This is a genomic window from Streptomyces adustus, assembly GCF_009377175.1.
Taxonomy (GTDB): Bacteria; Actinomycetota; Actinomycetes; order Streptomycetales; family Streptomycetaceae; genus Streptomyces; species Streptomyces adustus.
The window spans coordinates 31922-58614 of the sequence record NZ_VJZD01000014.1 but is presented as its reverse complement, the minus strand read 5'-3'; the positions used below and the strand labels follow the sequence as shown (position 1 = coordinate 58614).

General features: G+C 70.9%; 32 protein-coding genes. 20 read left to right on the top strand and 12 right to left on the bottom strand.

What is annotated here, in order from left to right; all coding sequences use genetic code 11:
• Positions 1-56: 56 nt before the first annotated feature.
• A complete protein-coding gene (gene mshD, locus FNH09_RS05760) occupies positions 57-983 on the bottom strand; it encodes a mycothiol synthase (protein ID WP_152885636.1) in 927 nt (308 codons plus the stop codon).
• Positions 984-1182: 199 nt separating this feature from the next.
• On the opposite strand from mshD, the gene FNH09_RS05755 reads away from it, so the two are divergent.
• A complete protein-coding gene (locus FNH09_RS05755) occupies positions 1183-2988 on the top strand; it encodes a bifunctional metallophosphatase/5'-nucleotidase (protein ID WP_152885635.1) in 1806 nt (601 codons plus the stop codon).
• A 115-nt stretch (positions 2989-3103) separates the two neighbouring features.
• Here FNH09_RS05755 and FNH09_RS05750 read toward each other — a convergent pair whose 3' ends face one another.
• From FNH09_RS05750 to FNH09_RS05720, 7 genes are all read right to left on the bottom strand, one after another.
• On the bottom strand, positions 3104-3730 hold the full coding sequence (locus FNH09_RS05750; RefSeq protein ID WP_152885634.1) for a PH domain-containing protein: 627 nt from the start codon (positions 3728-3730) through the stop codon (positions 3104-3106).
• A gap of 207 nt (positions 3731-3937) precedes the next feature.
• Positions 3938-5380: a sensor histidine kinase gene (locus FNH09_RS05745; RefSeq protein WP_152885656.1), complete on the bottom strand. Its 1443-nt coding sequence runs from the start codon at positions 5378-5380 to the stop codon at positions 3938-3940.
• A 50-nt stretch (positions 5381-5430) separates the two neighbouring features.
• Positions 5431-6165, bottom strand: a complete 735-nt coding sequence (locus FNH09_RS05740) for a response regulator transcription factor (RefSeq protein WP_152885633.1) — start codon at positions 6163-6165, stop codon at positions 5431-5433.
• A 169-nt stretch (positions 6166-6334) separates the two neighbouring features.
• A complete protein-coding gene (locus FNH09_RS05735) occupies positions 6335-6544 on the bottom strand; it encodes a hypothetical protein (protein WP_152885632.1) in 210 nt (69 codons plus the stop codon).
• A 32-nt stretch (positions 6545-6576) separates the two neighbouring features.
• A complete protein-coding gene (locus FNH09_RS05730; protein ID WP_152885631.1) occupies positions 6577-7788 on the bottom strand; it encodes a S1C family serine protease in 1212 nt (403 codons plus the stop codon).
• Between the two features lie 162 nt (positions 7789-7950).
• Complete coding sequence (locus FNH09_RS05725; RefSeq protein ID WP_162468161.1) at positions 7951-8973, bottom strand: substrate-binding domain-containing protein; 1023 nt, start codon at positions 8971-8973, stop codon at positions 7951-7953.
• 95 nt (positions 8974-9068) lie between these two features.
• Positions 9069-9848 (bottom strand): winged helix-turn-helix transcriptional regulator, encoded by a 780-nt coding sequence (locus FNH09_RS05720; RefSeq protein WP_152885630.1) that lies wholly within the window; start codon positions 9846-9848, stop codon positions 9069-9071.
• Positions 9849-10123: 275 nt separating this feature from the next.
• Here FNH09_RS05720 and FNH09_RS05715 point away from each other — a divergent pair, with 275 nt between their 5' ends.
• The 9 genes from FNH09_RS05715 to FNH09_RS05680 all read left to right on the top strand — a co-directional run bounded on the left by FNH09_RS05715 (position 10124) and on the right by FNH09_RS05680 (position 15842).
• The gene (locus tag FNH09_RS05715) at positions 10124-10999 is read left to right on the top strand and encodes an alpha/beta hydrolase (RefSeq protein WP_152885629.1); all 876 of its coding nucleotides are present in this window, start codon (positions 10124-10126) and stop codon (positions 10997-10999) included.
• Positions 11000-11051: 52 nt separating this feature from the next.
• Positions 11052-11306 (top strand): MoaD/ThiS family protein, encoded by a 255-nt coding sequence (locus FNH09_RS05710; protein WP_152885628.1) that lies wholly within the window; start codon positions 11052-11054, stop codon positions 11304-11306.
• Between the two features lie 8 nt (positions 11307-11314).
• A complete protein-coding gene (locus tag FNH09_RS05705) occupies positions 11315-12544 on the top strand; it encodes a hypothetical protein (RefSeq protein ID WP_152885627.1) in 1230 nt (409 codons plus the stop codon).
• Positions 12545-12743: 199 nt separating this feature from the next.
• Positions 12744-13481, top strand: coding sequence for an LmeA family phospholipid-binding protein (locus FNH09_RS05700; protein ID WP_152885626.1), 738 nt, complete (start codon positions 12744-12746; stop codon positions 13479-13481).
• A gap of 198 nt (positions 13482-13679) precedes the next feature.
• A complete protein-coding gene (locus tag FNH09_RS50040; RefSeq protein WP_350751515.1) occupies positions 13680-13760 on the top strand; it encodes an Ms5788A family Cys-rich leader peptide in 81 nt (26 codons plus the stop codon).
• A gap of 119 nt (positions 13761-13879) precedes the next feature.
• Complete coding sequence (locus FNH09_RS05695; protein WP_152885625.1) at positions 13880-14722, top strand: sulfurtransferase; 843 nt, start codon at positions 13880-13882, stop codon at positions 14720-14722.
• 42 nt (positions 14723-14764) lie between these two features.
• A complete protein-coding gene (locus tag FNH09_RS05690) occupies positions 14765-15052 on the top strand; it encodes a DUF1416 domain-containing protein (protein WP_152885624.1) in 288 nt (95 codons plus the stop codon).
• 113 nt (positions 15053-15165) lie between these two features.
• A complete protein-coding gene (locus FNH09_RS05685) occupies positions 15166-15426 on the top strand; it encodes a DUF3099 domain-containing protein (protein WP_152885623.1) in 261 nt (86 codons plus the stop codon).
• 38 nt (positions 15427-15464) lie between these two features.
• Positions 15465-15842 carry a VOC family protein gene (locus tag FNH09_RS05680; protein ID WP_152885622.1) on the top strand — a complete coding sequence of 126 codons (378 nt, stop codon included), beginning with the start codon at positions 15465-15467 and terminating at the stop codon, positions 15840-15842.
• A gap of 28 nt (positions 15843-15870) precedes the next feature.
• Here FNH09_RS05680 and FNH09_RS05675 read toward each other — a convergent pair whose 3' ends face one another.
• A complete protein-coding gene (locus FNH09_RS05675) occupies positions 15871-16233 on the bottom strand; it encodes a DsrE family protein (RefSeq protein ID WP_152885621.1) in 363 nt (120 codons plus the stop codon).
• Between the two features lie 183 nt (positions 16234-16416).
• On the opposite strand from FNH09_RS05675, the gene FNH09_RS05665 reads away from it, so the two are divergent.
• The 6 genes from FNH09_RS05665 to ygfZ all read left to right on the top strand — a co-directional run bounded on the left by FNH09_RS05665 (position 16417) and on the right by ygfZ (position 21381).
• Positions 16417-17172 carry a hypothetical protein gene (locus FNH09_RS05665; RefSeq protein ID WP_162468160.1) on the top strand — a complete coding sequence of 252 codons (756 nt, stop codon included), beginning with the start codon at positions 16417-16419 and terminating at the stop codon, positions 17170-17172.
• On the top strand, positions 17169-18023 hold the full coding sequence (locus FNH09_RS05660) for a hypothetical protein (RefSeq protein WP_338017483.1): 855 nt from the start codon (positions 17169-17171) through the stop codon (positions 18021-18023). The genes FNH09_RS05665 and FNH09_RS05660 overlap by 4 nt, the downstream gene beginning before the upstream one ends.
• Entirely contained in the window at positions 18020-19144 is a 1125-nt protein-coding gene (locus tag FNH09_RS05655) for a hypothetical protein (protein ID WP_338017482.1), read from the top strand. The genes FNH09_RS05660 and FNH09_RS05655 overlap by 4 nt, the downstream gene beginning before the upstream one ends.
• 222 nt (positions 19145-19366) lie before the next feature.
• Entirely contained in the window at positions 19367-19942 is a 576-nt protein-coding gene (locus FNH09_RS05645) for a heme-binding beta-barrel domain-containing protein (RefSeq protein ID WP_152885620.1), read from the top strand.
• A gap of 16 nt (positions 19943-19958) precedes the next feature.
• Positions 19959-20405, top strand: a complete 447-nt coding sequence (locus tag FNH09_RS05640) for a Fur family transcriptional regulator (protein ID WP_338017481.1) — start codon at positions 19959-19961, stop codon at positions 20403-20405.
• A 10-nt stretch (positions 20406-20415) separates the two neighbouring features.
• Entirely contained in the window at positions 20416-21381 is a 966-nt protein-coding gene (gene ygfZ, locus FNH09_RS05635; RefSeq protein ID WP_152885619.1) for a CAF17-like 4Fe-4S cluster assembly/insertion protein YgfZ, read from the top strand.
• Between the two features lie 20 nt (positions 21382-21401).
• Here ygfZ and dtd read toward each other — a convergent pair whose 3' ends face one another.
• The gene (dtd, locus tag FNH09_RS05630; protein WP_152885618.1) at positions 21402-21827 is read right to left on the bottom strand and encodes a D-aminoacyl-tRNA deacylase; all 426 of its coding nucleotides are present in this window, start codon (positions 21825-21827) and stop codon (positions 21402-21404) included.
• A 215-nt stretch (positions 21828-22042) separates the two neighbouring features.
• Between dtd and FNH09_RS05625 the strand changes: the two genes are divergently transcribed.
• Positions 22043-22633 (top strand): RsiG family protein, encoded by a 591-nt coding sequence (locus FNH09_RS05625; RefSeq protein WP_152885617.1) that lies wholly within the window; start codon positions 22043-22045, stop codon positions 22631-22633.
• A gap of 54 nt (positions 22634-22687) precedes the next feature.
• Positions 22688-23944 (top strand): GNAT family N-acetyltransferase, encoded by a 1257-nt coding sequence (locus FNH09_RS05620; protein WP_152885616.1) that lies wholly within the window; start codon positions 22688-22690, stop codon positions 23942-23944.
• Between the two features lie 147 nt (positions 23945-24091).
• Here the strand turns inward: FNH09_RS05620 and FNH09_RS05615 are convergent, their stop codons facing one another.
• Positions 24092-24277 (bottom strand): hypothetical protein, encoded by a 186-nt coding sequence (locus FNH09_RS05615; RefSeq protein ID WP_152885615.1) that lies wholly within the window; start codon positions 24275-24277, stop codon positions 24092-24094.
• A gap of 156 nt (positions 24278-24433) precedes the next feature.
• Between FNH09_RS05615 and FNH09_RS05610 the strand changes: the two genes are divergently transcribed.
• Positions 24434-25348 carry a winged helix-turn-helix domain-containing protein gene (locus FNH09_RS05610; protein ID WP_152885614.1) on the top strand — a complete coding sequence of 305 codons (915 nt, stop codon included), beginning with the start codon at positions 24434-24436 and terminating at the stop codon, positions 25346-25348.
• Here FNH09_RS05610 and FNH09_RS05605 read toward each other — a convergent pair.
• The gene (locus tag FNH09_RS05605; RefSeq protein WP_162468158.1) at positions 25338-25574 is read right to left on the bottom strand and encodes a hypothetical protein; all 237 of its coding nucleotides are present in this window, start codon (positions 25572-25574) and stop codon (positions 25338-25340) included. The genes FNH09_RS05610 and FNH09_RS05605 overlap by 11 nt on opposite strands.
• Before the next feature lie 238 nt (positions 25575-25812).
• Between FNH09_RS05605 and FNH09_RS05600 the strand changes: the two genes are divergently transcribed.
• Positions 25813-26691 (top strand): GntR family transcriptional regulator, encoded by an 879-nt coding sequence (locus tag FNH09_RS05600; RefSeq protein ID WP_152885613.1) that lies wholly within the window; start codon positions 25813-25815, stop codon positions 26689-26691.
• Positions 26692-26693 lie beyond the last annotated feature (2 nt).

The following is a 26693-nucleotide window of genomic DNA, read 5'->3' as shown; positions in this document are numbered from 1 at the left end:
GAGGTTCCGATGGTGGCGGCCGCTCGGATCCCCGGGCGGGGACCGGTGGCGGCCGCTCAGGTCTCCGTGCGGTACATCAGGTCCGTCTCGTAGGTGAGGAATCCCAGCCGCTCGTAGACGGACACCGCCGCCTTGTTGTCGGCATCGACGTAGAGCATCGCCGTCGGCAGCGCCTGCGCGGCGAGATGACGCAGGCCGATCGTGGTGAGGGCCTTGCCGAGGCCGCCGCCCTGCGCGCCGGGGGCGACCCCGAGGACGTAGACCTCGCCGATCCCCTCCTCGGCGTGCACCTTGGTCCAGTGGAAGCCGATCAGCCGGTCCTCGCGGAAGGCGAGGAAGAAGCCCGCGGGGTCGAACCACGCCTCGGCCTTGCGGTCGTCGAGGTCGCGCTGGGTGAGGGAGCCCTGTTCGGGGTGGTGGGCGAACGCGGCGGCGTTCGCGGCGAGCCAGGCCGCGTCATCGGCGCCCGGCTCGAAGGCGCGCACGCTCACGCCCTCGGGCAGCACCGGGTCGGGCAGGTCGAGCCCGGCCAACGGCCTTCGCATCTGGCGCAGTTCGCGGAACAGCGTGAGGCCGAGGACCTGGGCCAGATGCCGGGCCGCGGAGTGGCCGCCGTGCGCCCACACCCGCAGCCGCTTGCCGGAGGCGGCGAGCAGCGCGGAGCCCAGCGCCCGACCGTGCCCGTGCCCGCGGTGCGCGGGGTGCACGACCATCTCGGCGGCCGGCGCCTCCACCGGGTCGGTGTCCTCCAGCTGCGCGTAGCCGAGGAGTTCGCCTCCCGTGGTCAGCAACAGATGGGAGACCCCTTCGCGGGCTCCGCCGCGCAGTTGCAGCCGGCCCTGCTCGGACACCGCCTGTTGGCCGTCGGTGTGGGCGGCCTCCGCGAGCAGTGCGAGCACGGCCTCGGTCTGTTCCGCGGAGAGCGCGGAGAGGGTCTCGATGGATCGGGCGCCGGGGGGCCGTGCGATGTCGTCGCTGGTCATGCGTACGAGGGTAAGCGGATTGTCCCGCAAAGTGGTGGCAAGAAGGGGGCAAGACGGAGGCAAAGGGAAACCTGGATGTAACCATGAAACCCCTGTCGTGCTACGCGCGTTGACCTTAGGCTGCGCCGGACGGGCACACCTTCAGCAGACCCATGGGGCCACACTGGCCACGTGGACGCCATCAGCCTCAGGGGGGCGCATGCCAGCCACATCACCGTCGAATCCCGGCCGCAGACGTCGTACGTTCCGGGTTCTCGCGGCCGCAGCGGGTCTCGCCACGGCCGGCGCACTGGCCGCCGCGCTGCCGGCGGACGCGCACGACAACGGCGGGCACGGTCATCCGCGGCCGGCCCGCTACCAGGACGTCCAGCTGCTGTCCTTCAACGACCTGCACGGCAACCTCGAACCGCCGTCGGGTTCCTCCGGCCGGGTCACCGAACTCCAGGCCGACGGCACGACGAAGACCATCGACGCGGGCGGCGTGGAGTACCTCGCGACGCATCTGCGCGAGGCCCGCAAGGGCCACTCGTACTCGATCACCGCGGCCGGCGGCGACATGGTCGGCGCGTCCCCGCTGATCTCGGGCCTGTTCCACGACGAGCCCACCATCGAGGCGCTGAACAAGCTCGACCTGGACGTCACCTCCGTCGGCAACCACGAGTTCGACGAGGGGGCCAAGGAACTGGCCCGGCTCCAGAACGGCGGCTGCCACCCGACGGCCGGCTGCTACACGGACAAGAAGTTCAAGGGTGCCGACTTCCCCTACCTCGCGGCGAACGTCCTCGACGAGAAGACCGGCAAGCCGATCCTCAAGCCGTACACGGTGTGGAAGAAGAACGGCGTCAAGATCGGCTTCATCGGTGTGACCCTGGAGGGCACTCCGAACATCGTCTCCGCCGAAGGGGTGAAGGGCCTCAAGTTCCAGGACGAGGTCGAGACGATCAACAAGTACGCCAAGGTGCTGGACAAGCAGGGCGTGAAGTCGATCGTCGCGCTGATCCACGAGGGCGGACTGCCGGCCTCGGGCTCGTACAACTACAACTGCGACTCGCCGGGCGCGGGCGACGGCATCTCCGGCCCGATCGTCGACATCGCCAAGAACATCACGCCGAAGGTCGACGCGCTGGTCACCGGCCACACCCACGCGGCCTACGTGTGCACCATCCCCGACCCGTCGGGCAAGCCGCGCATGGTCACCTCGGCCGCGTCCTTCGGCCGCCTCTACACGGACACCACGCTCACGTACGACCGCTTCACCGGCGACATCGCCCGTACGTCCGTGAGGTCCGCGAACCGCGTGGTCACCCGTGACGTCGCCAAGGCGGCCGACATGACCGCGCTGATCAGCAAGTGGAACACCCTGGCCGCCCCGATCGGCAACCGGGCGATCGGCTACATCTCCGCCGACGTCAACAGCACCGGCACCGAGTCCCCGATGGGCGACCTGATCGCGGACGCGCAGCTGGCGTACGGCAAGGAGCTGGACCCGAAGACGGCCCTGGCGCTGATGAACCCGGGCGGGGTCCGCGCCGGTCTCACCTACGCGGCCAAGGGCAGCGAGGGCGACGGCGTGGTGACGTACGCCGAGGGCTTCACGGTGCAGCCGTTCGCCAACACGGTGAACCTCCAGGACTTCACCGGCGCCCAGCTCATCCAGGTGCTGAAGGAGCAGGTCAGCGGCTCCAACGCGGCCGCGCCCAAGATCCTCCAGCCTTCGGCGAACCTGACGTACACGCTGGACCTGACGAAGTCCGGAGCCGACCGCGTCGTCACCGACTCCATCCGGCTGAACGGCGTCGCCATCGACCCGGCGGCCACCTACCGTGTCGCGACGAACAGCTTCCTCGCGGGCGGCGGCGACGGCTTCACCACGCTGGGCCTGGGCACGAACGACGTCGTCGGCGTCGACGACCTGGAGGCGCTGGTGCGGTACCTGACGGCCAACTCGTCGGCGGCGGCCCCGCTGGCGCCGCCGGCCACCAACCGGATCACGATCGTCCAGTAGGTCCGCCTGTTCCCCGAGGGGCCCGGGACGTACGCCGCGCGTACGTCCCGGGCCCCTCGTCCTGCGTCCGCGTCTCGCATCTGCGTCTCGCGGCTCTCGTGTCCGCGTCTCACGGCTACGGCTCGCACATGTACGCGGGCACCAGGGACCTCCAGCGTCGGCGCTGCACCACGGCCACGACGGCGAACACGGCCGCGGGAACACAGACGAACAGCAGGAACGGATGCACCGCAGCCCCGATCACCACCCGCACGATCATCACCGGGAACATGGCCGCCAGGGCGATCAGCGCACCGGTGACCGAATGCTCCCAAGCCCGGCGGCGCCCGGCCCGCAGCCGTATCAGCTCCTCGGTCTCCGGCCGCCGCTCCCAGGCCGTCGCGCGGTGCCGGACCGCGGTCCCACGCAACTCCTCAAACTCGGCGGCGAAGTCCGCCACCTGCCAGTCGTCCATCTGCCGGAGCGGCGTGCGCCGGCCGTCGTGACGGTAGAGGTAGGCGAACAGCAGGGGCCCGTCCAGGCGGCGGTTGCGGAACGGCTCCGCGCGGATGTCGTAGATGTCCGACCAGGGCACATGCCGCTCCCGCAGCGCGCCGCGCACGGTGATCCCGTCGGCTCCCACCCGGGTGCGCCCCCGGGCGTGCTGAAGCCAGGCCCAGCCCACGATCGCCACCATCAGGGCCACGTACACGGCCCTGCCCCAGCGCGGCATGAAGTCGCCGTCCCGGCTCGTCTGGAACACGGCATTCACGGTGATGACGGCCAGGAAGACCAACCGCGCCCGGGACACGGGCCATCGTCGGCGCCTGTATTCCCGCTCGAAGCCGTTTTCCCCGGTGTGCGCATCGACGCTCACGAAGCCTCCCCCTCAGGCAGCACATCGTAGGACCGGACTGTTCGGATGCGCCGATCGGGGGACCCCGGAAAATTCCTCGAAGGCCGCTCGCCGCTACGGGAGTTCGGGGGGCGGTGTCTTCGAGCCGGGCAGTCGGAGCGTCGCGACGGTTCCGCCGCCCGCCGCGCGGGTCAGACTCACCTCGCCGCCGGCCTGCTGCACGGTGCGCGCGACGATCGACAGACCCAGGCCGGAGCCGGGCAGCGCACGAGCGCTCGGGGAGCGCCAGAAGCGGTCGAAGACGTGCGGGAGTTCCTCGGCGGGGATGCCGGGGCCGTGGTCGCGGACCGTCAGGACGCCCTCGCTGAGCCGTACCTCGATCGTGCCGCCCTCGGGGCTGAACTTCACCGCGTTGTCGAGGACGTTGACCACCGCCCGCTCCAGCGCCGTCGGTTCCGCCCGTACGTACCAGGGGTCCACGGAGGACTTGATCGTCAGCTCCGGGCCGCGCAGCCGGGCGCGGCGCAGGGCGGCCTCGACGGTGTCCTCCAGCGAGACCACCTGGACGCGCTCGCCCTGCTGGCCCTCCGACCGGGACAGCTCCTGGAGGTCGCCGATCAGCGACGCCAGTTCCGTCATCTGCGCCTTCACCGAGGCCAGCAGCGCCTTGCGGTCCGCCTCCGGCAGGGGGCGGCCGGTCTCCTCGCTGCGGGTGAGCAGCTCGATGTTGGTGCGCAGGGAGGTGAGGGGCGTGCGCAGCTCGTGCCCGGCGTCCGCGATGAGCTGCTGCTGGAGCTCGCGGGAGCTGGCCAGCGAGGAGGTCATCGAGTTGAAGGAGCGGGAGAGCCGGGCGATCTCGTCGTCGCTGTCGTCCTCGACCGGGATGCGGACGCTGAGGTCCTCGGTACGGGCGACATGCTCGACCGTCTCGGTGAGCTCGTCGACCGGGCGCAGCCCCGCACGGGCGACGGCGAGGCCGGCGGCCCCGGCGCCGATCACTCCGATGCCGGAGACCAGAAGGAGGATGAGGGCGAGGTCGTTGAGGGTGGACTCGGTGCTCTTCAGGGGCACCGCGATGAGCAGCGCGGTGTCGGGGTAGAGCTGGGGCGGGCCGATGCCCTGGGTGACGAGCAGCGGTGTGGTGAGCACGCGTACGGTATTGCCGTCGGTGTCGGTGCCGTTGCGGATGATCCCGTCGTGGACGAGCCCCCTGCTGTTGGCAGAGTTCTTGATCACGTCCGTGTCGGCGCGGGTGACCTTGACGGTGCCCACGGAGTTCGAGGAGACACAGGGCGTGCCGTCCGCCTTGACCAGCTGGATGTAGCTGCTCTGGGTGCGCAGGCCGTTGATGCCGCCCTGGTCGTTCGGGCCGGTCTGGTCGGAGTCGTCGGTATGGGGACAGGCCGCGAGGAGGTCCGTGACCTGGTTGTACCGCGCGGGCTGCGCCATCTTCCTGAGGTCGTCGTTCACCTGTTCGTACAGTTTCCGCTGCACGATGAACCAGCACGTCACCGAGACCGCCGCCACCGCGAACGCCACCGCCGCGGCGACCAGCATCGACAGCCGGGCCCGGATCGGCAGCGTCCGGAACCGGCGGGTCAGCCTGCTCACTCCGCGCCGCCCTGGCGCAGCACGTACCCGACCCCGCGGACCGTGTGCACGAGGCGCGGCTCGCCGCCCGCCTCGGTCTTGCGGCGCAGGTACATGACGTAGACGTCGAGGGAGTTGGAGGAGGGCTCGAAGTCGAAGCCCCAGACCGCCTTGAGGATCTGCTCACGGGTCAGGACCTGGCGCGGGTGCGCCATGAACATCTCCAGCAGCGTGAACTCGGTGCGGGTCAGCTCCACGGGGCGGCCCGCCCGGGTCACCTCCCGGGTGGCCAGGTCCATGCGCAGGTCGGCGAAGGTGAGCGCCTCGTCCGCCTGGTCCGGGTCGGCCGTCGCGGACGCGTACGAACTGCGCCGCAGCAGCGCCCGGACCCGGGCGAACAGCTCGTCCAGTTCGAAGGGCTTGACCAGGTAGTCGTCGGCGCCCGCGTCGAGCCCGGTGACCCGGTCGCCGACCGTGTCACGGGCCGTCAGCATCAGGATGGGCGTGGTGTCGCCGGCGCCGCGGATGCGACGGGCCGCGGTCAGACCGTCCATCCGGGGCATCTGGACGTCGAGGACGACCAGGTCGGGCCGGTACGCGGCGGCCTTCTCCAGGGCGTCCGCACCGTCCACGGCGACTTCTGTGGCGTACCCCTCGAAGGCGAGGCTGCGCTGGAGTGCTTCGCGCACCGCCGGCTCGTCGTCGACGATCAGGATGCGCTGGGTGTCACGGTCGCCTTCGGCGGAGCTCATGGGCGGGGTTCCTCGGAGGATGCGGTGGGACGTCTGCGGGCCGACCGGGCTGATCGGGCTGATCGGTGTGATCGGTGTGATCGGTCCGATTCGGCGCTACCGCGTTCAGCCTCGCATGTTTCCCGGCCGGGGTGTCGAGGAAGCGGGCGGCGGGCCGGACCGGCCACGCTCAGCCGCGGACCGCGGTCAGCCGCTTCAGCGGCACCTTGCGGCGGTGCGGACGGTCCGCGGGGACACGCAGACCCATCAGCTGCGGGGCCACCTCGGGCGCCCGCAGCGTCGGCGCCGACGGTGCGTTCAGCTCGTACGCCACTTCGAGGGCCAGGGCGAAACCGGCCGCGTCGATGCCGGCCACCGGGTGCGAAACCTGCTTGATCATGACGTACTCCCTTGCGTGTGCGGCGGGCCGGGTCAGCTGTCGGAGCCGCCCGCCCGCAGGTCGGCCAGGTCGGCCTTGACCGTGTTGATCGGGATGGCGAAGCCGAGACCGACGCTGCCGGCGCTGGACGAGGACGTGGAGTCCGCGGCCGAGTACATGGCGGAGTTGATGCCGATGATGTTGCCGTTCATGTCGATCAGCGCGCCGCCGGAGTTGCCGGGGTTGAGCGAGGCGTCCGTCTGGAGCGCCTTGTAGGTCGTCGTCGAGGTGCCGGTGTCGCCGTTGAACTGGCGGCCGCCGAACTCGAACGGCCACTGGCCGTTGCCGCCGCCCTGTCCCTGCTGGCTCTGGCTCTCGTCGGTGGAGACGGTCACGTCCCGGTTCAGGGCCGAGACGATGCCGCTGGTGACGGTGCCCGTCAGGCCCTCGGGGGAACCGATCGCCACGACCTCGTCGCCGACCTGGACCCCGTCGGAGTTGCCGAGGGTCGCCACCGTCAGGCCGGAGGCGTTCTCCAGCTTGATCAGGGCGAGGTCCTTCTTGCTGTCGGTACCGACGACCTTGGCGGTGTACTCCTTGCCGTCGCTCGTCGACACCTTGATCGTCGAGGCGCCGGAGATGACGTGGTTGTTGGTGACGATCTCGCCGTCACTGGTGATGATCACCCCGGAGCCCGTCGAGGAGCCGTTGCTGAGCGTGGCCTTGACCTCGACGATGCTCGGGCTGACCGCCGCGGCGACCCCGGAGACCGTGCCCTTCTTGGCGGAGGGCACCACGTTGGTGCTGGTGGAGCTGGAGGCGACCGAGTCCTTGCCGGTGAGCTCCTGGATGCCGTAGGCCGTGCCGCCGCCCACGGCCGCGGCGATGATCGCCACGGCGGCGAGCAGGGCGACCGTGCCGCGGTTGCGCTGCCTGCGCGGCGCGGGCCCGGCGGGTACGGCGGCCAGGAGAGCGGTGTCGCCTCCGTGGCCGGCGCCGGAACCGGAGCCGTCCGCCGCGAAACCGGCGAAGTCGACCGGCGCGCCCGGCGCGGTCGCCGAGGAGGCCTGGGCCGGCCACACCGTGGTGCCGGGCTCCACCGTCACCGGTTCGGCCGACGGCTGGGCGGGCCGGTAGGCCGGCGGAGGCGGCCACTCCGGGTCCACGGGAGAGGAGGCGTGCTGCTGCTGGGGGTACGCCGGCTGCTGCTGGTCGCCCTGGTAGGGGTTCTCGTACTCGCCGCTGCGGCGGAAGCTCTCGGTCATGAGGAGAGCTTCCCGCTCCACGATGAGAGCTTCCTGAGTGCTCCCTGAGAAGGCGGGTAGAACCTCGTATGCCCGATATAAAGCGGGTTCCCGCGGCTGGGCGAGGCCTCTCAGGACAGTCTCAGAAAGGCCCCGGACCAGGCGCGCCGGACGTGCCGGAACTCACTCGCAGCCGCAGGACCTGCGGGCGACCAGCTTCGAGGGGAACACCTTCAGCCGCTCCCGGCGCGAGCCCGCGACGCGCAGCCCGTCGTCCAGCACCAGGTCCACCGCCGCCCGGGCCATGGCCGAGCGGTCCGAGGCGATCGTGGTCAGCGGCGGATCCGCCAGCGCCGCTTCCTTGATGTCGTCGAAGCCGGCCACCGCCAGCTCTCCCGGCACGTCCAGCCGCAGCTCCCGCGCCGCCCGCAGCAGGCCGATCGCCTGGTCGTCGGTGGAGCAGAAGACCGCGGGGGGCCGCCGGGGGCCGGACAGGATGTCGAGGGCGACCTTGTAGGCGTCGTAGCGGTTGTACGGCGCCTCGAAGAGCCGTCCCTCCGTCGATATCCCGGCCTCGTCCATGGCGCGCCGCCAGCCCTCGACGTGGTCGGAGACGGGGTCGCCGACCGAGGGGGTCTCCGCGGTGCCGCCCATGCAGGCCACGTACTCGTAGCCGTGGTCCAGCAGGTGGCGTACGACGTGCTGGGCACCGCCCAGGTCGTCCAGGACGACGGCGACGTCGTCGATCGCCTCGGGCCGCTCGTGCAGCAGGACCACCCGGGCGTCCCAGGCCTCGATCTCGGCGGCGGCCAGGTCGTTGAGCGCGTGGCTGACGAGGATCAGGCCGGAGACGCGCATCCCGAGGAAGGCCCGCAGATAGTGGACCTCGCGCTCACCGATGTAGTCGGAGTTGCCGACGAGCACCATCTTCCCGCGCTCGGAGGCGGCCTGCTCGACCGCGTGCGCCATCTCCGCGAAGAACGGCTGGCGCGCGTCGGGCACGATCAGGCCTATGAGGTCGGTGCGTCGGGACGCCATCGCCTGGGCCACCCGGTCGGGCCGGTAGCCCAGTTCCTTGATGGCGGCGAGGACACGCTCGCGCGTGGCCGGGGCAACCGGCCGGGGTCCGTTGTTGATGACGTAACTGACCACCGCGGTGGAAGTCCCCGCCAGTCGCGCCACATCATCCCGAGTCACCTTGGCCACGCGCGGAGTCTACGCGGATGGATCCGTGCTGGGCAGGGCGTATCAGAGCTTGGTCGCGCGCGTGCGACGCCCCGGACACCCCGCCCGAGCGCCCGCTACGCCTCCGCGCCGACCACGGTGCCGTCCAGGGCGGCCGTCTCGTCCGCATCCTCCGGCTTTGGCTTGGCCGCCTTGGCCTTCGCCTCGTCCGAGGAGCGGTCGCCCTTCTCGGGAGTCACGAATCGATAACCGACGTTGCGGACGGTTCCGATCAGCGACTCGTGCTCGGGGCCGAGCTTGGCGCGCAGCCGCCGTACGTGCACGTCGACGGTCCGGGTGCCACCGAAGTAGTCGTACCCCCAGACCTCCTGGAGCAGCTGTGCGCGGGTGAACACCCGGCCCGGGTGCTGCGCCAGGTACTTCAGGAGCTCGAACTCCTTGAAGGTGAGGTCGAGCACGCGCCCCTTGAGCTTGGCGGAGTACGTCGCCTCGTCGACCGACAGGTCGCCGTTGCGGATCTCCATCGGGGAGTCGTCGTTGACGATCTGCTGCCGGCCCATGGCCAGCCGCAGCCGCGCCTCGACCTCCGCCGGCCCGGCGGTGTCGAGGAGCACGTCGTCGATGCCCCAGTCGGCCGTCACGGCCGCGAGGCCGCCCTCGGTGACCACGAGGACGAGCGGGCAGCCGGGCCCCGTGGACCGCAGCAGCTGACACAGGCTGCGGACCTGGGGGAGGTCTCGTCGTCCGTCGATCAGGATGACGTCGGCGCCCGGGGTGTCGACCAGGGCGGGGCCTTCCGCCGGGGCCACTCGCACGTTGTGCAGCAGCAGGCCGAGAGCGGGAAGCACCTCCGTCGACGGCTGAAGGGCATTGGTCAGGAGCAGCAGAGAACTCATCGCACGCCACCTGCCTGGGTCGTCGTCACATGTTCGTGCAAGGTTCGCTCGCCCATAACGTCTCGTTCCTCCTCGGTCCCTGCGAGGACGTTTGCGGCACTGCCTCCTACTGTGCGGCTCCCGCTCCTCTGGGACCCGCCACGACTCCAGGGAGTCGAGGTGTGCCGAAGGCCCTGTACGCCTGCGGTTTCCCGCTTTGCATACAAAGCGCCTGAAAGCACAAAAGGACTCGGGGGCTTCACTGCCCGAGTCCTCTGTCCAGCAGAATAGCCCACATGAGCATCAGTCCGGCAGGTCATGAGGCGGGTTCCACCGTTCGTCCGAATGCCGAGACGTGCAGACGTGCACCATTGCGGACGTTTCTACACACCGTCGACGGTGTGACGATCGATTCCGTATACGACCCGGCCGCAGTTGTATACGAAGAGGGTCCGCCGCCCGCCGATGACCTCGTGTTCGTCGTGGCGCACGGGTTCACCGGCGCCGCGGACCGGCCACATGTTCGCCGGGTGGCGAAGGCGTTCACCCGGTACGGAGCCGTCGTCACGTTCTCCTTCCGCGGCCACGGAGCCTCGGGCGGACGGTCCACGGTGGGGGACCGGGAGGTGCTCGACCTGGCGGCCGCGGTGGAGTGGGCCCGCGGGCTCGGGCACACGCGCGTGGTCACCGTCGGCTTCTCCATGGGCGGCTCGGTGGTGCTGCGGCACGCGGCGCTGTACGGCCCGGAGTACGAGGGGGGCACGGACGCCGTCGTCTCGGTCAGCGGCCCGGCCCGCTGGTACTACCGGGGCACGGTCCTCATGCGGCGGGTGCACTGGCTGGTGACCCGGCCCGAGGGCCGTCTGGTCTGCCGCTACGGTCTGCGCACCCGGATCCACCACCGCGACTGGGACCCGGTGCCGCTGTCCCCGGTGGAGGCGGTGCCGCGGATCGCGCCCCGGCCGCTGCTGATCGTGCACGGCGACCGGGACGGCTACTTCCCCGTCGACCACCCCCGGATGCTGGCCGCGGCCGCCGGCGAGCACGGAGAGCTCTGGCTGGAGCCCGGCATGGGCCATGCCGAGCACGCGGCGGCCGACGAGCTGCTGCACCGGATCGGCCGCTGGGCCGCGGCACCCGTACCGGGCGTCGCACGGCGGGCGGGAATTTGACGGCAGGGCCTAGCCTGATCGTGTTCACAGCCGAACCGACTCGAGGGACGAGATGGCAAAGGGCACGGTGCGCTACTGGGCCGCCGCCAAGGCCGCGGCCGGGGTCGCCGAGGAGCCGTACGACGCGGCCACGCTCGCCGGGGCGCTCGACGCCGTCCGGGAGCGACACCCCGGCGAACTGACGCGTGTCCTGCGACGATGTTCGTTCCTCGTCGACGGGGATCCCGTCGGCACCCGCGGGCATGAGACGGTACGGCTGGCCGAGGGCGGCACGGTCGAGGTGCTCCCGCCGTTCGCAGGAGGATGACCCCACCGATGACCAACCAGCCGTACGAGCCCCGCGAGGGGGCCCCGTACGAGGGCTACACCCCGTACGCGCAGCAGCCGCACCAGCAGCAGCACCCCTCCCAGCAGGCACACCAGCCGCAGCAGGCCTGGTCGGGGCAGCAGCACCAGCCCCACCCGTACGACGACCAGCAGCACACCCAGCAGTGGCAGGGGCAGACCTGGGAGACCCGGACGCAGCCCCCGGTCCCCGCGGCACCCGTGGCGGAGACGTCGTACCTGCCGCCGGTCGGGCAGGCGCCCCAGGGCCATCAGGGACAGGCGCAGCCGCAGCAGGGCTACCAGGAGCCGTCGGCGGGCGGGTGGTCCGCCGCCGGGCAGGCCCCTCGGACCGCCGCCCCGACCGCGGCCGAGCCCGCCGCCCGGCCCACCGCCGGTGAAGGCGACGGCGGCGCGGCGGGAGGACCCTCCTACGGTCCCGCCACCCTCGCGGGCAACGCCCGCGTCACCGACGCCCAGCGCGCCCGCATGGAAGGCCGTTCCCCGGTCATCGAGCCCGGGATGCAGCCCGCCGCGCTCACCGCGCTGCTCGGCCTGCTGCTCTCGGGCGCGGCGGCCGTCGGCTCGTACGCGCTGCTCGTCCCGCTCGTCGCCCTCCAGGCCGTCACCGCGGCGGGCTGGTTCCGGCTGAACGGGATGTGGCCGGCCCGGCAGGGCATCGCGCTCGCCTTCCTGGGCGCGCTGGTCTCGGACGCGGCGGTCTTCGCGGCCGGCCGTGAGCACGGGCCCGCCGCGATCCTCGGCACCCTCGGCGTGTGGGTGCTGCTCTGCCTCGTCCTGGGCCTGCGCTCGCACGCCGAACCGGACGAGCGGATGTACGGCCTGATGGCGGGCGTCGCCTCGGCCGCGTTGGCCATCGTGGCGACCGGGTACCTCGCCGCCGAGGCGGACGTGGTGTCGGTCGGCGCCGTCGCGGTGGCGGTGGCGGTCCTGGCCCGTGCGCTGCCGCTGCCGACCCCGGCCTCGGTGGCGGCGTCGCTGCTGGCCGCGGCGGGCGCCGGTGTCGCGGTCGGCGGGATGACGGACCTCGGTGCGAAGGGGGCGCTGCTCGGCGCCGGTGCCGCGGTCTGCGCGCTGATCGGCCACCGGGTCGCCAGCTACGACTACCCGTCGCGGTTCGTGCACTTCACGGCGGGCGTGGCCCTGCCGCTGGCGGCTGCGGCGCCGGCGGTCTACGTACTGGGCCGCGCGCTGGGCTAGAAGAGATCGAGGAAGACGGGCCGGGGGCGGCCGGGGACGGTTCAGGCCGTTCCCGGGCCGCCCCCGGCCCGTTTCCGCAGGACGATGCGGCGTCCGTGGCATGTCACAGGTGATCGACAATTCGGCGACGGTCCCACGGGTCGGGGCTACCGTGGCTCTCGTCCTTGTTGACCGACCGTCAAGGTGGGGGAAACGCCGAATGCGTGCGCTGCGAATACTTCTGGTCCTCGTCGTGATCCTGGGTGTGCTCTTCGTCGTCGTGGACCGGGTCGCCGCGCACTTCGCCGAGGGCGAGGTGGCGGACAAGCTGAGAACGAGCGAGGGGCTGGCCGCCACCCCGGACGTCTCCATCAACGGCTTCCCGTTCCTCACCCAGGTCGCGGGCGGCGAACTGGACGACGTCGAGATCGGCATCAAGGACTACGAAGCGGCCGCGGGCACCGGCTCCGAGAAGATCCGTATCGACGATCTGAAGGCGCACATGAAGGGTGTCGCCTTCTCGGGCGACTACAGCTCCGCCACCGCGGCCACCGCCACCGGCACCGCGACCATCTCCTACGACGAGCTGCTCAAGGCCGCCAAGTCCGAGCCCACCGAGGTCGGGCCCGGGGTGAGCGCCCAGGTCGTGGGGCTGTCCGACGGCGGCAACGGCAAGATCAAGGTGATGGTCGACGCGACCCTCCTCGGCGTCAAGCTGCCCCACCCGGTGCCCGTGCTCAGCACGGTCACGGTCAAGGGCGACAGCGTGCAGGTGCGCGCGGACTCGATGCCCGGCCAGCTCGGCGCCGGCCTCGCGGAGAAGTCGGTCCGTTCGATCACCGACTTCCAGCAGGCCATTCAGGACCTGCCGGGCGGTGTCCGGCTGGACAAGGTCGAGCCGACGAGCACCGGGGTGGAGATCTCGGTGCAGGGTTCGAACGTCAGGCTGGCCGGGTAGGAGGACGTCAGTCGGACGTCAGCCGTCCGACAGGCGAGACGCCCCGGTCCGCGGGGTAGGAGCGGCAGCACACGCAGGCGCCCGGAAGCCGTGCCACGGCAGTCCGGGCGCCTCTCTCGTCCCACAATGTGGACGATCGCGTCTCAAAATACGACACACCGGTGACATGCCGGGCGGTCCGTCCCTACGATCGAGTCCATGAAGCGACAGGCGGACCTCACGAAGCGGCGGGCAGTAGACCTGTGCCGCGTCGCCGCCATGCTCTGTCGCCCCTTCTGAGCGGAAGCACCGACTTCCACATCCCCCTGCCCTGGCCTGGGCATCCGTGCGCCCCCCTTTTTCGTGTGCGCACCCCTCTCACTTGCACGCCCGCCGCAACTGCCCGGAGGAGAAAGAGCATGAGCCGCCGCAGCGAGGTCCTGGTCGACGCCGACTGGGTCCAGGACAACCTGGACAACCCGGCGATCGCCATCGTCGAGGTCGACGAGGACACGTCCGCGTACGAGAAGAACCACATCAAGAACGCGATCCGGATCGACTGGACCAAGGACCTCCAGGACCCGGTCCGCCGTGACTTCGTCGACCAGGAGGGCTTCGAGAAGCTCCTGTCGGCCAAGGGCATCGCCAACGACACCCTGGTGATCCTCTACGGCGGCAACAACAACTGGTTCGCGTCCTACGCCTACTGGTACTTCAAGCTGTACGGCCACGAGAACGTCAAGCTCCTCGACGGCGGCCGCAAGAAGTGGGAGCTGGACGCCCGCGAGCTGGTCTCGGAGGTGCCCGAGCGCACCGAGACCTCCTACCAGGCCAAGCCCCAGAACAAGGCCATCCGCGCCTTCCGCGACGACGTCGTGGCGGCCATCGGCACGCAGAACCTGGTCGACGTCCGCTCGCCCGACGAGTTCTCCGGCAAGCTGCTCGCCCCGGCGCACCTGCCGCAGGAGCAGTCGCAGCGCCCGGGCCACGTCCCGACCGCCCGCAACATCCCGTGGTCGAAGAACGCCAACGACGACGGCACCTTCAAGTCGGACGACGCCCTCAAGGAGCTGTACGCCGACGAGCAGGTGGACCTGGCCAAGGACACCATCGCCTACTGCCGGATCGGCGAGCGCTCGGCCCTGACCTGGTTCGTCCTGCACGAGCTGCTCGGTGTCGAGAACGTCAAGAACTACGACGGCTCGTGGACCGAGTACGGCTCCCTCGTGGGTGTGCCGATCGAGCTCGGCGCCAACAAGTAAGCAATCCGCCCGACCGTTCATCACCCCCTTCAGGAGTACGACATGTGTGGAGCGAAGGCCGGCGGCCCGGACGCCTCGACGATCAAGCCCGGTGAGACCACGATCCAGGGCCAGGTGACGAAGGACGGCGAGCCCGTGGTCGGCTACGTCCGCCTGCTGGACTCGACCGGCGAGTTCACCGCCGAGGTCCCGACCTCGGCGACGGGCCAGTTCCGTTTCTACGCGGCCGAGGGCACCTGGACGCTGCGTGCCCTCGTCCCCGGCGCCAGCGCCGACCGCACGGTCGTCGCCGAGCAGGGTGGCCTAGCCGAGGTCGCGATCGCGGTCTGAGCGACGCGGTGGACCACCGAAGGGCCGCATCCCGCGGGTTGGACGCCTGGGATGCGGCCCTTCGGCGTGCACGGTCGGGCGCGGTCCCAGGTGCGCGGTCCTACGCTGGAGGTATGTACGCGCGGCGGCGGCACGTCTACTTCGCCATGATGGGGTTCTGCATCGGCCTCTTCGTCCTGGCGTGGGCGGTCGTACGCCTGTGGTCGATACCGGTGGCCGTGGGCATGTGCGTCGTGGCCATGGTCATCCCGCCGCTCGCCGCGATGGTGGCGAACCGCCGCGGCCCCGAGGACCGCTGGTGGGACGACCCCTCGGGCGACCGCCAGTCCGACGAGTGGTGGGACGAACTGGACGGGAAGAAGCGGCCCCGGTAGCTGGACGGGGAGAAGCCCGCCCCGGTAGGAAGACCGGCATGTCTCCCACCAGGCTGTCGACCGTCGTGCTGGACACCTCCGACGCACATGAACTGGCCGGGTTCTACCTACGGCTGCTCGGGTACGAGGTGCGCGCCGAGGAACCCGACTGGGTGCTCATCGGCCCGCCGCCGGGCACGCCGGGCATCGCCCTGGCCCTCCAGACCGAGCCGGACCACGTCCCGCCCGTCTGGCCCGCGCCCGGGCCCGGCGAGCAGCGGATGATGCTGCATCTGGACATCGAGGTGGACGACCTCGCCGCCGAGACGGCCCGGGCCGTCTCGGCGGGGGCCGTACTGGCCGAGTACCAGCCGCAGGACGACGTACGGGTGCTCCTCGACCCGGCCGGACACCCGTTCTGTCTGTGGGTGGCGTAGGGTCCGTCCGGCCGTCGCCCTTGGTGCGTCAGTAGACGAGCGCCTGCGTCTCGTCGCCCAGCGCCTCCTGCACGAACACCTGCGCGCCCGCGATCCGTACGCCCTCGATGACGTCCTTCTCCGTGATGTCCCGGCGGGCCGCGCACTGGGTGCACAGGGTCAGCCGGCCGCCGGCCAGGATCGCGTCGATCAGGTCCGGCAGCGGCGCCGCGTGCGGCAGTTCGAACTCGGCCGCCCGCCCGGGCAGCGCGAACCACGAGGACTCGCCGGTCAGCCACAGGGAGACCTCGACCCCGCTGGCCACGGCCACCGCCGCGACCGTGAACGCCTGAGAGCAGCGTTCGGGCGCGTCGGCACCCGCCGTCACCTTGATCACGAGCTTCTTCGCCATGCTTGAATCGTAATCAACTTCCTTACAACGGCCCGCAGCCGCCGTGAGTCTCCTGTGAAGCGTGTATATGGAATCGATAATTCGCGTTCTGTGGGGGACGTCTTGGAAGATCCTGAAGTGGTGCCCGATGCGTCTGGTGCGCTGACTGCGCCAGAGGCAGCGGATGCGCCAGAGGCGCTGGATGTGCCGGATGCGCCGGCGGCGTCCGACGCGCCCGATGCGGCGGCGCCCCGGCCGCGCCGCCGCGGGCGTACGGCGCTGCTGATCGTCGGCGCCGCCGTGCTCGGCCTGGTGGCCGGCACCTGCGGTGGCTACCTGGTCCAGGCGGACCGCGCGCCGACGAAGCTGCCGCCGCTCTCCCAGCCGACGCTGCCGCAGGGCAGGGGCGATGGGCCCGAGCCGCTGTCGGCCGCCCAGGACCGGCAGGTGAAGACCGGCGGCGACCTGCGGAAACTGCTGCTCAAGATGCCGCGTGGCGCGAAGAAGGCCGAGTGGGTCCCCGACGACGGCTGGATCGACCTGGCCGCCTACGCGGAGCGTTTCGACAAGCCCCGCGTGGCGTTCCCCAACCTGGTCGGCGAGGAGTTCCGTCGCGCGGCCGAAACCTCCTGGAAGGTCGGCAGGACGTACAGCGTGGAGATCGAGCTGGTCCAGTTCCGCCAGGTCGATTCCATCAGCGCCGAGGACGCCAACAGCGACGCCCAGTACTGGGCGGACGAGAAGGACCACAGCCACAGCTGGAACATCCCCGGCACCGGGGACGGCATGGCGTACGTCCACGACCGGCCCGATACCAAGCCCGGCTACCTGCCGCTGTACAGCGCGGAGGCGCACGCCTGGCGCGGTGACATCGCGATGGAGATCTGGATCTACGACAGCAAGCCGATCCCCAAGAAGACGATCATAGATGTGGCCAAGCGGCAGATGGAGCAGCTGTGAGCGAGAAGGAGACCGAGCCGACCGAGCCGACTGAGCCGACTGAGCCGACTGAGCCGAGCGAGCCGGCCCAGCCGACCGAGCCGGCCGCGGTCGCGCCCGTCCGGAGACGTCTGCGCAAGGGGCGGATCGCCGCCGTCGCGGGCTGTGTGCTGCTGGCCGGTGTCGTCGTCGCCGGGGTGGGCTACACCGTCGTGACCGTGGACGGCGCCGACCGTGACGCGGGCGCCGCCGTCTGGAAGTTCCCGGAGTCCCCGGCGGAGAAGAAGCAGACGACGGCCCAGCGCGGTCTCGCCGCGACGCTGGTGCCCTACGGCACCGACGGCTGGAGCAAGGGGCCCGACATCGGTGAGTTCGGCGCCGACGCCCAGCTCAGCGGTGCCCAGGCCACGGCCCTGCGCAAGCAGGCGCTGGGCGATCTGCCCCGCACCCAGCGCAAGCGGCTGGAGAAGCAGATCGACAAGCAGCCGACCACGGCCATGGCGATGCGCAGCTACTACAACCACAAGGTCGACCCGTACAACAACGACGACGTCTTCACCGTGCGCATCGTGCTGGCCCAGATGGACAGCAAGGCCGCGGTCCGGGAGCGGTCGACGTTCCAGAACGAGTTCCTCGACGCCCTGCACGTCTTCCGCAAGGGGCCGGAGATCAAGGGCCACAAGGACACCAAGTGTTTCCTGCCGCCCAAGGGCGCCGACGACGACCTCGACTCGATGTACTGCTCCGGCTATGTCGGGGACGTCCTGGTCACGGTGACGGCGGACGGGGTGAAGCCGCTCGACGCCAAGGGCGTGGCCGCGCTCCTGAGCACCCAGCTCGACCGCATCGCAGAGCCGGGGAAGGCGATATGACAGAGCAGCAGCAGGTCGCGGGACCCGCATCGACCGAGGACGCGCAGATGAACGAGCCCGCGAACGAGCCCGCGCCCGCCGAGTCCGTGGTGGCCGAGCCCGCGCCCGCCGAGTCCGTGGTGGCCGAGCCCGCGCCCGCCGAGTCCGTGGTGGCCGTGCCCGCGCCCGCCGAGCCCGCCTCCGCCGAGTCCGTGGTGGCCGAGCCCGCGCCCGCGACCACGGCCGAGCCCGCGCCCGCCGAGTCCGTGGTGGCCGAGTCCGCGCCCGCCGACGACACGCTTGCCGCGACCGCGACCGCGACCGCGACCGCGACCGAGCCCGAGCCCGAGCCCGTCGGCGCGGGCGTCCGGTCCCCGAAGGACCGCCGTGTCCTGCGTGCCGTCCTGCGCTGGACCGCCGCCGTCGGCGTCTTCGCGGCCGTCGCCTCGGCGTCGGCGTACGGGATCACGGGGATGGAACGGACGGACGTACCGGGACTGGCGACGCAGTCGGACGGGCGCTGGGACTTCCCCGCGCTCGTCCGGGCGCCGCTGCCGTCGGGCAGCCCCGCGCCGTTCGCCGAGGCGAACGAGGCCAACGCCCACTACGCCGATCTGCGCGCCCTGCTCCTGCCCGCCCCGAAGGGAGCGACGCCGGACAAGGCGCTGAACGGCGCGGACGGCTGGCTGCCGACCAAGGACTACCTGGCGGAGTACGCGGTCGCGGACGACCGGCAGGAACTGGGGCAGACCCTCGTCGACTCCGGTCTGCGGCACATCGCGGCCCGCGGCTGGACCACCCCGGACGGCACCCGGACCCGGATCTACCTGCTCCAGTTCGGCACGGCCGCGGTCGCGGACAAGCTCTACGCGGGTGAGGCCGTCCCGTTCAGCAACCCGAAGCACCAGGTGCAGGGCGACAGCACGTCCGTGTACGACGAGGACTTCCCCGACCGGGCCGCGGTGTCGGGGGTCGAGCGTCAGGTGTACCGGGAGCAGAAGCCGTACGGGCCCGAACAGGTCCGCGAGGCCTATGTGTCCGCGGGGGACGTCTTCGCGCTGATCGTCCAGTCCCGCAAGGGCGGCGCCGGCGCCGTCCCCTTCCAGCAGACCGTCGCCCTCCAGAGCCAGCTGCTCGGCTGACCCGCAGGGCGTACCTCACGGAGAGGGCCGGGGCCCAGCCGCGTAAGCTGGGTCCCGGCCTTGTCTACGTGCGCAACCACGCTCATCCCAAGGAGCATCCGTGGAGATCTTCTTCGAAACCCTGCTGGTCCTGGTCTGCGTCGGCGTCCTCGCCTTCGCCGGGCTGACCGTGAAGAAGCTGTACCAGGGCCAGCGCTGATCAACCTCTAGGGACTGCCACTCATGATCGAGATCCCGTCGGACCTGCACAAGGACCTCGTCCCGCTCGCCTTCCTGCTCGGCTCCTGGGCCGGCGCGGGCGTGCACGACTTCCCCGGCTCCGAGAAGTGCAACTTCGGCCAGGAGGTCACCTTCACGCACGACGGCCGGGACTTCCTGGAGTACCGCTCCCACACCTGGGTCCTGGACAACGACGGGAACAAGGTCAGCCCCCTGGAGTCGGAGTCCGGCTTCTGGCGCATCGACGCCGACCGCAAGGTCGAGGTCACGATGACCCGCGACGACGGAGTCATCGAGATCTGGTACGGCGAACTGGCCGACAAGAAGCCGCAGATCGACCTGGTCACGGACGCGGTGGCGCGGACCGCCGCCTCCCGCCCGTACACCGGCGGCAAGCGCCTGTACGGCTACGTCAAGAGCGACCTCATGTGGGTCGGCGAGAAGCAGACCCCCGAGGTGGAGCTGCGCCCCTACATGTCCGCGCACCTGAAGAAGGCCGTCACCCCGGAGGAGGTCGAACGCTGGGCCAAGGCCCTGCCGGACGACATGCCGGACGACGGGATCGCGTTCTTCAAGTAGTCCTAGACTTTCCCGTGTGGTGAGCACCGGAAGTACGGACTGGAAGAGCGACCTCAGGCAGCGCGGCTACCGACTGACGCCGCAGCGTCAGCTCGTGCTCGAAGCCGTGGACACCCTTGAGCACGCGACCCCCGACGACATCCTCGTGGAAGTGAGGAAGACGGCGTCGGGGGTCAACATTTCCACGGTCTACCGGACCCTGGAGCTCCTGGAGGAGCTCGGGCTGGTCAGCCACGCGCATCTCGGGCACGGCGCGCCGACGTATCACCTCGCCGACCGGCACCACCACATCCACCTCGTCTGCCGCGACTGCCAGAACGTCATCGAGGCGGACGTCGAGGTGGCCGCCGACTTCACCGCCAAACTGCGCGAGACCTTCGGCTTCGACACCGACATGAAGCACTTCGCGATCTTCGGCCGGTGCAAGGACTGCACACTCAAGAGTTCAATTACCAAGTCGTAGGCTTGGGTCCATGAAGAGCCCCCTGCTGTCCCTGCCCGGTGCGGTCCCCGCCGAGGGCGTGGACGAAGGCGTCGCCGCCCACTACGGCGACCTGTTCCGCGAGCAGCGCGCCCTCGCCGACGGCACCGGATGCGTCGACCTCTCGCACCGCGGAGTCGTCGCCGTCACCGGTGAGGACCGGCTGAGCTGGCTGCACCTGCTGCTCACCCAGCACGTCAGCGACCTGCCGGCCGGACAGGCCACCGAGGCGCTGATCCTGTCCGCGCACGGCCACATCGAACACGCCCTGTACCTGGTGGACGACGGCACCACCGCCTGGGCCCATGTGGAGCCCGGCACCCAGGACGCGCTGATCGCGTACCTGGAGTCGATGAAGTTCTTCTACCGGGTGGAGGTCGCCGACCGGACCGCCGACCTCGCGGTCGTGTACCTGCCGGCCGGTTCGATCACCGAGGTGCCGGAGGACGTCGTCGTACGCGAGACGGCGTACGGCCGGGATCTCTTCCTGCCGCGCGCGCAACTGGAGGAGTACATGGCGAAGGCCGGCCCGCCGGTCGGGCTGCTCGCCTACGAGGCGCTGCGCGTCGAGCACCACCAGCCGCGCGTGGGCTTCGAGACCGACCACCGCACCATCCCGCACGAGCTGGGCTGGATCGGCACCGCGGTCCACCTCCAGAAGGGCTGCTACCGGGGCCAGGAGACGGTCGCCCGGGTCCAGAACCTGGGCAAGCCCCCGCGCCGCCTGGTCTTCCTGCACCTCGACGGCAGCGAGGTCCACCTGCCCGCCCACGGCACGGAGCTGCGGGTCGCGGACGAGGGCCCCGACGGCCGCAAGATCGGATTCGTCACGACGTCCGTACGCCACCACGAGCTCGGCCCGATCGCCCTCGCGCTGGTGAAGCGCAACGTACCGGTGGACGCGCGGCTGCTGGCGGGGGAGACGGCGGCGGCGCAGGAAGTCGTCGTCGAGCCCTAGGGAGTCCCCCAGGGGGCCTGCTAGATCTCCAGCAGGACGGTGAACGGGCCGTCGTTGGTCAGCGACACCCGCATCTGCGCGCCGAACCGGCCCGTCTCCACCGTCGCGCCCAGGGCCCGCAGCTGGGCGACCACCTCGTCGACGAGCGGCTCGGCGACCTCGCCGGGAGCGGCCGCGTTCCAGGTCGGGCGGCGGCCCTTGCGGGCGTCGCCGTACAGGGTGAACTGGCTGATCACGAGGAGCGGCGCGGCGATGTCGCTGCACGACTTCTCGTCCTGGAGCATCCGGATCGACCACAGCTTGCGGGCGAGCTGGGCCGCCTTCTCCGGGGTGTCGTCGTGGGTCACCCCGACCAGGACGCACAGTCCCTCGCCGATGATCTCCCCGACCGTCCTGCCGTCGACGACGACGCTCGCGCCGTCCACTCTCTGCACCACTGCACGCATACGACCATCATGCCGGGCCCGGCGGACGGCCCGGTGAGCGGTCCGGGGGGTGGCCCGGCGAGCGGTCCGAAGAGCAGTTCGCGCAGGGTTTTTACCAGGTCTTTTTTGATCCGTATACCCCCATCTGGGGCCGATCGGGTGCACTCGTTCCCATAGTGGCCGCCCGGGGTGGCACGATGGCGCCACACGCCGGTCGAGGGGACGGGTAGAGGCACATGAGCACACCGAGTACTGGGCTCACCGGGCAGTCGTCCACGGCTGCCCACAAGCCGCCCGCGCAGCGCACCGACAGCCCGTGGCGGCCGGCCGAGCCCGACCTGGCCGCGCTGAGTCTGGCCGAGCTGCGCACCCTGCGCCGGGACGCCCAGCGCGACGAGGCCGACCTCAGCTACATCCGGCGGCTGCTCCAGGGCCGGATCGACATCCTGCGCGCGGAATTGGCCCGGCGCGGTCCGGCGTCCCCGGTGGACACCCCGGACGGGGCCTCCGTCTTCGCCCGGCTGTCGGAGATCCTGACCGACGCCCCGGCCCGGCACCGTTCCTCCGCCCGCCATGTCACGCTGGGCACCCCGCACGGCGAGGAGTACCGGCTGCTCGCCTCGGAGATGCTCGCCGAGGTCGAACTGTCGGACCTGGGTGCCCGCACCGACCCGGAACTGAGCGAGGCGATGGGCCGGCTCGTACGGTACGAGCAGCAGGTGTCCCGTCGGCGGCAGCAGTGGCAGCGGACGACGGACGAGTGCAGCGCGGAGATCGCCCGCCGGTACCGCGAAGGAGAAGCGCAGATCGACGATCTGCTCGTCTGACGGGTCCGGGGAAATGCGCGCGACACCCCCGGGCCGCACACCTACCGTGACCTCATGACGAGCCGCCCCGCCCTCGACGTCCGCCCGATCACCGAATCCGAACTCCCCGACTGGCTCCGCGCCCTGAACACCGGCTTCCTGCGTGAGCCGGTCAGCTCGGGCAAGCAACTCGACGGCCGCCGCAAGCAGTTCGTGCCGGGCCGGCTGCTCGGCGCCTTCGACGGCGGCCGCTGTGTCGCCACCTGCCGCTCCTTCGCCCAGGAGCTCACGGCCGTCGGCGGCGCCCCGGTCCCGGCCGACGCCATCTCCAATGTCACCGTCACCGCCACGCATCGCCGCCGGGGTCTGCTCACCCGGATGATGAACCACGACCTGGCGGCGGCGAAGGAGCGCGGCGACGTCGTGGCCACCCTCATCGCGGCCGAGTACCGGATCTACGGCCGCTACGGCTTCGGCCCCGCCACCTCGACGGCCGAGTGGATCGTCGACACCGCCCGCACCGGCCTCGACCCGCGCGCCGCCGTCCCGGACGACGGCGGCCGCATCGACCTGGTGGAGGGCGAGGAGGTGCGCAAGCTCGGCCCCGAGCTGCACGAACGGGTGCGCCTGGGCCAGCCGGGCGCCGTCAGCCGCGACGACCTGTGGTGGCAGGTGAACACCGGCGCCGTACGCTTCGACACGTCGTGGGCCGAGCCGTTCTACGCCGTGTACCGCTCGGCGGGCGGCGAGGTCGAGGGCCTGGCGTCCTACGAGTGCGACTCCACGTGGGACGACGCCAAGCAGCCGCGCGTCACGGCGAGCGTGGACTGGCTGATCGCCTCGACCCCGGCCGCCGAGCGCGCCCTGTGGCGCTACCTGTGCTCGATCGACTGGGTGGCGCAGGTGAAGACGGGGTGGCGGGCCCCGGACGACCTGCTCCCGTTCTTCTTCCCCGACGTCAGGTCGGCCCGGATCACCCGGCAGGCGGACTGGCTGTGGGTACGGCTGCTGGATGTCGTACGGGCCCTGGAGGCGCGTACGTACGAAGCGGCGGGCGAACTGGTGCTGGAGGTCGTGGACCGGACCGGGCTGACCGGCGGCCGCTACCGGCTCCAGGCCGCGGCGGGCGGGGCCGGGGTGTGCACACCGACCAGGTCGGACGCCGATCTCACCCTGGACGTCGCCGAGTTGGCGACCCTGTGGCTGGGTGACGAGTCGGCGGTGCGGCTGGCGGCGCTGGGCCGGGTCCGGGAAGAACGAGCGGGCGCCGCCCGGGTGGCCGACGCCCTGCTGCGTACGTCCAGGCGGCCTTGGTGCCCGGACATGTTCTGAGGCCTCCTTCCGGTCGACGGCGGTGCGGTGGTGCTGTGATGCGGCAGTGCGGTACCACGCATCCGTAGCTGGTGCTGTTCGGTTGTGGTTGTTGTGCGGTGGTGCAGACGGACCAGGCTCCCGGCTCCCCTCCGGAAGGGAGCCCGGTCAGCCGGACTGGGCGAGCAGCATCACGAGGATCACCGCTCCGATACCACTGATCGTGGTGCTCCTGGCTTTGAGGCCGATGGTCAGCGCGGCGAACGCGACGAGTCCCATCGGCCCGTACTTCCACTGGACGATCTGTTCGAAGCCGACGGCGAGGGCGGCGACAGCGAGGGCGACGAGCGGCATGACGGTCTCTCCTTGTCCCTCCTGGCGGCCAACCCGCCATCGGTCTGACCATGTTGCTGAAGTTGGCGACCAACTTCACTGTAGTTATCTCCGCTTGGAAGCGGCTCATAACCACCTTCACATGAACTGCCCAAAGATGGCGGGAAGTTGTAGGGTTTGGTCGTGGACCCGGAACCCGCCTCCGCCAGTGGGCGGAAAAGGCCACAGCCGCCACAGGTGACACACCGCGAGGTGGCCGACGTGCTGCGCACCCGGATCAGGTCCGGGGTGCTGCGGCCGGGTCAGCGCATGCCCACGCAGGCCGTGCTCGCGGAGGAGTTCGGGGTCGAGCGCGGGGCCGTGCGGGAGGCGCTGCGGATCCTCCAGGCGGAGCGGCTGCTCACCAACATGTCCAAGGGGAGTCCGGCGACCGTCGCCTCCGACCTGGGGCTCGGCCGGGCCCCGACCGGTCCGGAGGTCCCGCCGCAGCCCACCATGGTGACCCTCGGTCCGCGGGTCACGGGTGCCTTCGCGGCCCCGCACGTCTCGATCGACGCGCTCTGTCTGACCTCGGTCTCCCTCACCCTCGCCATGGGCGAGCCGCTGCGCCGGATCCATGAGGGGCGTATGGAACCGGCCAAGGTCGACGTGCGGATCCTGCTGCCGAGCCGGAACATCGACCTGGCCTTCCCGGCGCCGGTCGACCGCTCGGATCCCGAACGCCTGCAACGCCGTTGGCTGGCCCAGCGCAACGCGCAGGGGCAGGTGCTGCGGCACAACCTGCTGGCCCTGCGCTCCACGCACGGCATCGACGTCCGGGTGACCTTCCGCGCCCTGCCCTTCACCCCGCCGGTCAAGCTCTACCTGCTCAACGGGGCGGAGGCCCTCTTCGCCTACTACACGCTGGTGCGCCGGGAGGCGGAGGTCGACCACGAGTCGCTGGAGATGTACGACGCCGAGGGCACCCGGTCGATGCTGTTCGCCTTCGAGCGGGGCGTGGGGCTGCGGGACACGACGTTCGTGGAGCAGTCGTGCCTGTGGTTCAACGCGCTGTGGGAGACGATCAGTTCGGAGCTGGTGCTCACGGACTGACGTCTCCCACGGAGGACGGGCCGGGCGGCGCCGTGTCACACGGCGGGCCTGTGACCAGGGCGGCGAGCATGACGGCCCCGATGGAGCTGACCGTCGGGTTCCTGGCCCTGATGCCGATGGAGAGCAGCAGCAGGCCGATGACGCCGGCGGCGCCGTATTTCCACTGGACGGTCTGTTCCAGGCCTACGCCCAGGACGGTGGTCAGAAGAGCGAGAGCAGCGGGCACGGTGGTTCCCCCTTCGGGCTGCCGGACGGGACAGGGCGGGGCGGGGTGGAGCCGGGCTGGACAGCGCGGGACAGGACAGGTGCGGGAGGACGGAGGCCGGGAGGCTGGTAGATGGGAGGCAAACCTTCCGCCAACTTGGAGAAGTTGGTCGCCAACTCCAAAGAGTTTGTCCCCACTTGGCAGCCAGTCGTAAACAACTTTCAAACAACTCCCGATAGATGGATCTGAGTTGTAGCGTTTGGTCGTGGCTCAGGAGAACGTGGCAGTGAACGGCAGCAGGAAGTCGTCGGCGCAGGACGTCGCCGACGTCCTGCGCGAACGCATCCGCGTCGGAGACCTCAAGGCGGGCGACCGGCTGCCCACCCAGGCGGAGCTCGCGGAGGAGTTCGGGGTCGAGCGCGGCACCGTGCGCCAGGCCCTGCGCGCGCTCCAGGACGACGGTCTGCTCAGCAACGTGAGCAAGGGCAGCCCGCCGCGCATCGCGGAACCGGCACCGGCCGACCACCGGCCGCAGCCGACGATGGTCGGTCTGGCGCCCCGGCTCACCGAGGCGTTCAAGGCCCCGCACGTACGGATCGACGCGGCCTGCCTCACGGCCGAGAGCCTGATGCTGGCCCTGAGCGAACCGTTGCGCCTGATCCACGAGGGCCGCGTCCACCCCGAGTCGATCGACGTCCGCATCCTGCTGCCGAGCCGGAACATCGACCTGGCCTTCCCGATCCCGGTCGACGGACGCGGGGACGACGACCCGGTCCACCAGCGGTGGCTGGCGATGCGCAACGCCCAGGGGCAGGTCCTGCGGCACAACCTCCGCGCGCTGCGCTCCTCCCACGGCATCGATGTGCGGGTGACCTTCCGCGCCCTGCCCTTCACCCCTCCGGTGAAGCTGTATCTGCTCAACGGGACAGAGGCGCTGATGGCGTACTACATGATCAAGCTCCGGGAGGAAGCCACCGAGAGCGGGACCATGGACATGTACGACGTGCAGGGTTCCGAGTCCGTCCTGTTCTCCTTCGAGCGGGGCGCAGGGGAGCGGGACGCCGCGTTCGTGGAACAGTCCCGGAAATGGTTCGACGCACTCTGGGGAACCATCACTACGGACCTGACCCTCAGCTGACA

What these genes read in the sequence shown, in the direction of transcription:
- mshD (WP_152885636.1), bottom strand. Translation starts at nt 983, where the DNA reads ATGACCAGCGACGACATCGCACGGCCCCCCGGCGCCCGATCCATCGAG.
- FNH09_RS05755 (WP_152885635.1), top strand. Translation starts at nt 1,183, where the DNA reads ATGCCAGCCACATCACCGTCGAATCCCGGCCGCAGACGTCGTACGTTC.
- FNH09_RS05745 (WP_152885656.1), bottom strand. Translation starts at nt 5,380, where the DNA reads ATGCTGGTCGCCGCGGCGGTGGCGTTCGCGGTGGCGGCGGTCTCGGTG.
- FNH09_RS05740 (WP_152885633.1), bottom strand. Translation starts at nt 6,165, where the DNA reads ATGAGCTCCGCCGAAGGCGACCGTGACACCCAGCGCATCCTGATCGTC.
- FNH09_RS05735 (WP_152885632.1), bottom strand. Translation starts at nt 6,544, where the DNA reads ATGATCAAGCAGGTTTCGCACCCGGTGGCCGGCATCGACGCGGCCGGT.
- FNH09_RS05730 (WP_152885631.1), bottom strand. Translation starts at nt 7,788, where the DNA reads ATGACCGAGAGCTTCCGCCGCAGCGGCGAGTACGAGAACCCCTACCAG.
- FNH09_RS05720 (WP_152885630.1), bottom strand. Translation starts at nt 9,848, where the DNA reads ATGAGTTCTCTGCTGCTCCTGACCAATGCCCTTCAGCCGTCGACGGAG.
- FNH09_RS05715 (WP_152885629.1), top strand. Translation starts at nt 10,124, where the DNA reads ATGAGCATCAGTCCGGCAGGTCATGAGGCGGGTTCCACCGTTCGTCCG.
- FNH09_RS05710 (WP_152885628.1), top strand. Translation starts at nt 11,052, where the DNA reads ATGGCAAAGGGCACGGTGCGCTACTGGGCCGCCGCCAAGGCCGCGGCC.
- FNH09_RS05705 (WP_152885627.1), top strand. Translation starts at nt 11,315, where the DNA reads ATGACCAACCAGCCGTACGAGCCCCGCGAGGGGGCCCCGTACGAGGGC.
- FNH09_RS05700 (WP_152885626.1), top strand. Translation starts at nt 12,744, where the DNA reads ATGCGTGCGCTGCGAATACTTCTGGTCCTCGTCGTGATCCTGGGTGTG.
- FNH09_RS50040 (WP_350751515.1), top strand. Translation starts at nt 13,680, where the DNA reads ATGAAGCGACAGGCGGACCTCACGAAGCGGCGGGCAGTAGACCTGTGC.
- FNH09_RS05695 (WP_152885625.1), top strand. Translation starts at nt 13,880, where the DNA reads ATGAGCCGCCGCAGCGAGGTCCTGGTCGACGCCGACTGGGTCCAGGAC.
- FNH09_RS05690 (WP_152885624.1), top strand. Translation starts at nt 14,765, where the DNA reads ATGTGTGGAGCGAAGGCCGGCGGCCCGGACGCCTCGACGATCAAGCCC.
- FNH09_RS05685 (WP_152885623.1), top strand. Translation starts at nt 15,166, where the DNA reads ATGTACGCGCGGCGGCGGCACGTCTACTTCGCCATGATGGGGTTCTGC.
- FNH09_RS05680 (WP_152885622.1), top strand. Translation starts at nt 15,465, where the DNA reads ATGTCTCCCACCAGGCTGTCGACCGTCGTGCTGGACACCTCCGACGCA.
- FNH09_RS05675 (WP_152885621.1), bottom strand. Translation starts at nt 16,233, where the DNA reads ATGGCGAAGAAGCTCGTGATCAAGGTGACGGCGGGTGCCGACGCGCCC.
- FNH09_RS05655 (WP_338017482.1), top strand. Translation starts at nt 18,020, where the DNA reads ATGACAGAGCAGCAGCAGGTCGCGGGACCCGCATCGACCGAGGACGCG.
- FNH09_RS05645 (WP_152885620.1), top strand. Translation starts at nt 19,367, where the DNA reads ATGATCGAGATCCCGTCGGACCTGCACAAGGACCTCGTCCCGCTCGCC.
- ygfZ (WP_152885619.1), top strand. Translation starts at nt 20,416, where the DNA reads ATGAAGAGCCCCCTGCTGTCCCTGCCCGGTGCGGTCCCCGCCGAGGGC.
- dtd (WP_152885618.1), bottom strand. Translation starts at nt 21,827, where the DNA reads ATGCGTGCAGTGGTGCAGAGAGTGGACGGCGCGAGCGTCGTCGTCGAC.
- FNH09_RS05625 (WP_152885617.1), top strand. Translation starts at nt 22,043, where the DNA reads ATGAGCACACCGAGTACTGGGCTCACCGGGCAGTCGTCCACGGCTGCC.
- FNH09_RS05620 (WP_152885616.1), top strand. Translation starts at nt 22,688, where the DNA reads ATGACGAGCCGCCCCGCCCTCGACGTCCGCCCGATCACCGAATCCGAA.
- FNH09_RS05615 (WP_152885615.1), bottom strand. Translation starts at nt 24,277, where the DNA reads ATGCCGCTCGTCGCCCTCGCTGTCGCCGCCCTCGCCGTCGGCTTCGAA.